We start from the raw sequence: 3,618 nt of genomic DNA, 5'->3' as shown, positions 1-3,618 counted from the left end.
GGGCTGTTCGCGGCCGGCGACAAGGTGCTGCTGATCTCCGGCAACGAGGTCACCAAGGACCGTCCCGCGCAGCACCGGGCGGTCATCGACGCCGCCGCCGCGGCCGGCGTCGCGCTGCTCGCGTACACGAGCGCGCCCAGCGGCCTGACCGCCGCGCTCGCCGACGACCACCGCGCCACCGAGAAGGTCCTGCTCGCCTCCGGCCTGCCCTGGGTGATCCTCGGCAACGGCTGGTACCACGAGAACCACACCGAGCACCTCGCCCAGGTGCTGGAGCACGGCGCCGTCGTCCAGGCCGCCCGCGACGGCCGCGTCTCCTCCGCCTCGCGCGCCGACTACGCGGCCGCCGCCGTCGCCGTGCTGACCGGCGAGGGGCACGAGAACAAGCGGTACGAGCTGGGCGGCGACGAGGCGTGGAGCTTCGCCGAGTACGCCGCCGAGGTGAGCCGGCTCGCGGGCCGCGAGATCGCCTACCGCGCCGTCTCCGTCGAGGAGTACGTCGGCGCCCTCGTCGCCGCCGGGGTGCCCGTGCCCATGGCGGAGATCCTCGGCGGCGTGGAGGCGTCCACCGAGAAGGGCGAGCTGGTCGTGACCGGCGGCGACCTGTCCCGCCTCATCGGCCGCCCGACCACCCCGGTCACCGAGGCGATCGAGGCCGCGCTGCGGGCGTGACACCGGCACCCCGGCACCTCCCCGCCTGTCATGACCGTATGGCGATACGGGCATGACAGGCGGCCGGGTGCGGCGTTACCTTCGTCCTGGCATGCCTCGTCCCCGGCGTGCCGTAGGCGAGTAGGGAGGTGCCCGTGGCCGGGTCGTCCGGGAACGAACAGCGCATAGGTCTGCTGAACGGCATCGCGGCGTACGGGATGTGGGGGCTCGTCCCGCTGTTCTGGCCGCTGCTCAAGCCGGCCGGGGCCGGGGAGATCCTCGCCCACCGGATGGTGTGGTCCCTCGCCTTCGTCGCCGTCGCCCTGCTCGTCGTACGGCGCTGGGCGTGGGCCGGTGAGCTGCTGCGGCAACCGCGCAAGCTGGGCCTGATCACCGTGGCCGCGGCCGTGATCACCGTCAACTGGGGCGTCTACATCTGGGCCGTGAACAGCGGCCATGTCGTCGAGGCCTCGCTCGGCTACTTCATCAACCCGCTGGTCACCATCGCGATGGGCGTGCTGCTGCTGAAGGAGCGGCTGCGGCCCGTGCAGTGGGCCGCGGTCGGGACGGGCTTCGCGGCCGTCCTCGTCCTCACCGTCGGCTACGGCCGGCCGCCGTGGATCTCCCTCTGCCTCGCCTTCTCCTTCGCCACCTACGGGCTGGTCAAGAAGAAGGTCAACCTCGGGGGCGTCGAGTCGCTGGCCGCCGAGACGGCGATCCAGTTCCTGCCCGCGCTCGCCTTCCTGCTGTGGCAGGGCTCGCAGGGCGACTCCACGTTCACCGGCGAGGGCGTGGGCCACGGTGCCCTGCTCGCCGCGACCGGCGTGGTCACCGCGATCCCCCTGGTCTGCTTCGGCGCGGCGGCGATCCGCGTGCCGCTGTCCACGCTGGGCCTGCTCCAGTACCTGGCGCCGGTCTTCCAGTTCCTGCTCGGCATCCTCTACTTCGGCGAGGCCATGCCGCCCGAGCGCTGGGCCGGCTTCGCGCTCGTCTGGCTGGCGCTCACGCTGCTCACCTGGGACGCGCTGCGCACCGCCCACCGCTCCGCCCGGGCCCTGCGGACCCAGCTCGACCGGGCCGGCGGGGGCGTGCCGGCGGAGAAGGGGGACGCCGCGCGGGACTCGGGCATCGTGGCCTCCGGGGGGACCGCCGCGGAGTCGGCCGCGCCGAATCCCGCGACCGCACCCGAATCCGCGTCCGCGCCTGCGTCCGCGTCCGCGCAGGTCGACGCCCGGACCGGGAAGCCGTGACCGATATGCGTGACGCGGTGGCCGAATAGCGGTCTTGACGCGGTGTCAGCCAGGGCCACACCATCCAGGCACCCCATTCACCGGGAGTCCTCCCCAGGGACTCCCAAGGAATTCGGAGCCCCCACATGAAGCTCTCCGTTTCCGGGCGTGCGCTGGCGGCCGGTGCCGTCGCGGTCGCCACCCTGCTGACCGGCGGTTCCCTGGCGGGCGCGGCGCCCGCCTCCGGGACCGCCGCGGCCGCCGCGCCCGACATACCGGTGGCCAACGTCAAGGCACACCTCACCCAGCTCCAGTCGATCGCCACGGCGAACGGCGGCAACCGCGCGCACGGCCGCCCCGGCTACCAGGCGTCGGTCAACTACGTGAAGGCGAAGCTGGACGCCGCCGGGTTCACCACCTCGGTCCAGCAGTTCACGGCCTCCGGCCGCACCGGCTACAACCTCCTCGCGGACTGGCCCGGCGGCGACCCGAATCAGGTTGTCATGTCAGGGTCACACCTGGACAGTGTCACCGCCGGCGCCGGCATCAACGACAACGGCTCCGGCTCGGCCGCCGTCCTGGAGACCGCGCTCGCGGTGTCCCGCTCCGGCTACCAGCCCACCAAGCACCTGCGCTTCGCCTGGTGGGGCGCGGAGGAACTGGGGCTGGTCGGCTCCCGCTACTACGTCAACAGCCTCGGGTCCGCCGGCCGCGCGAAGATCAGCGGCTATCTGAACTTCGACATGATCGGCTCGCCCAACCCCGGCTACTTCGTCTACGACGACGACCCCGTCATCGAGAAGACCTTCAAGGACTACTTCGCCGGGCTCGGCGTCGCCACGGAGATCGAGACCGAGGGCGACGGCCGCTCCGACCACGCGCCGTTCAAGAACGCGGGCGTGCCCGTCGGCGGTCTCTTCAGCGGCGCCGACTACCGCAAGACGTCGGCGCAGGCGGCCAAGTGGGGCGGCACCGTGGGCCAGCCGTTCGACCGGTGCTACCACTCGTCGTGCGACACGACCGCCAACATCAACGACACGGCCCTGAACCGCAACAGCGACGCCATCGCCTACGCGGTCTGGCAGCTGTCGCAGTAGCGCCGGCCCGCCCGGTCAGCCGGCCGCGTGGGCGCGGGCGCGTTCGGTGAGGCGGCCCATGCGGGTGCGGGCCGACTCCAGCTGTTCGGCGTCGTCGGCGGCCGGGCCTTCCTCGGCGGCGAGTTCGCTCCACAGGCCGACCAGCTCGCGCCCCAGGTCCAGGCCCTGCTCGGGGTCGCGCACCGCCCGCCAGGCCGTGGCCGCGCTCTGGACGTTGCCGTACGCGGCCTCCGCGTCGCCGGCCGCGCGGTGGATCCCGGCGAGGTCCAGCGAGAGCCGGAAGGCGAGCTCCGGGTCACCGGACAGGTAGGCGATGTACGCGGTGAGTTCGCGAAGCCGCAGCACCTCCGGGTGCTCCGGGCCCAGCGTCCCGGAGGCCTCCGCGACGGAGCGCTCCGCGAGCCGGGCCGCGTCCTCGGTACGTCCCTCCTTGACCGCCTCGTTGATCCGCGCCGTGGGCCCGGCGAGGAGGGCGGGCGTGGTGGCGTCCCCGGGCACGGTGAGCGGCGCGTCCCCGAGCACGGCCTCGGCCACGGCATCGAAGCCGCGGGCGGGGGTGGGAGTGGGCTTGGGCGCGGACTCGGGGTCGGGGGTCATACCGAGCTCGGGGATCGGAGCGCGGCGACGCGTGGGGGCGGGGG

Annotated in this window: 4 protein-coding genes; 3 read left to right on the top strand and 1 reads right to left on the bottom strand. The window is 73.5% G+C overall.

Going from position 1 to position 3,618, the window contains the following annotated elements:
* From GTW67_RS16040 to GTW67_RS16030, 3 genes are all read left to right on the top strand, one after another.
* On the top strand, window positions 1–672 hold a 672-nt coding region (locus GTW67_RS16040), incomplete at its 5' end, for an NAD(P)H-binding protein (protein WP_161165504.1).
* 134 nt (window positions 673–806) lie between these two features.
* Window positions 807–1,901, top strand: coding sequence for an EamA family transporter RarD (gene rarD, locus GTW67_RS16035; protein ID WP_161165503.1), 1,095 nt, complete (start codon window positions 807–809; stop codon window positions 1,899–1,901).
* A 125-nt stretch (window positions 1,902–2,026) separates the two neighbouring features.
* The gene (locus GTW67_RS16030) at window positions 2,027–2,977 is read left to right on the top strand and encodes a M28 family metallopeptidase (RefSeq protein WP_161165502.1); all 951 of its coding nucleotides are present in this window, start codon (window positions 2,027–2,029) and stop codon (window positions 2,975–2,977) included.
* A 15-nt stretch (window positions 2,978–2,992) separates the two neighbouring features.
* Here the strand turns inward: GTW67_RS16030 and GTW67_RS16025 are convergent.
* The coding region (locus GTW67_RS16025; protein ID WP_161165501.1) for a tetratricopeptide repeat protein at window positions 2,993–3,618 on the bottom strand (626 nt) is incomplete at its 5' end.

The sequence above is a fragment of the Streptomyces sp. SID5910 genome (assembly GCF_009862125.1).
Taxonomy (GTDB): domain Bacteria; phylum Actinomycetota; class Actinomycetes; order Streptomycetales; family Streptomycetaceae; genus Streptomyces.
This window is presented reverse-complemented; position numbering and strand designations above follow the sequence as displayed.

Excerpts from the sequence above, each read along its gene's own strand:
- GTW67_RS16030 (WP_161165502.1), top strand. The coding sequence starts at position 2,027 with ATGAAGCTCTCCGTTTCCGGGCGTGCGCTGGCGGCCGGTGCCGTCGCG.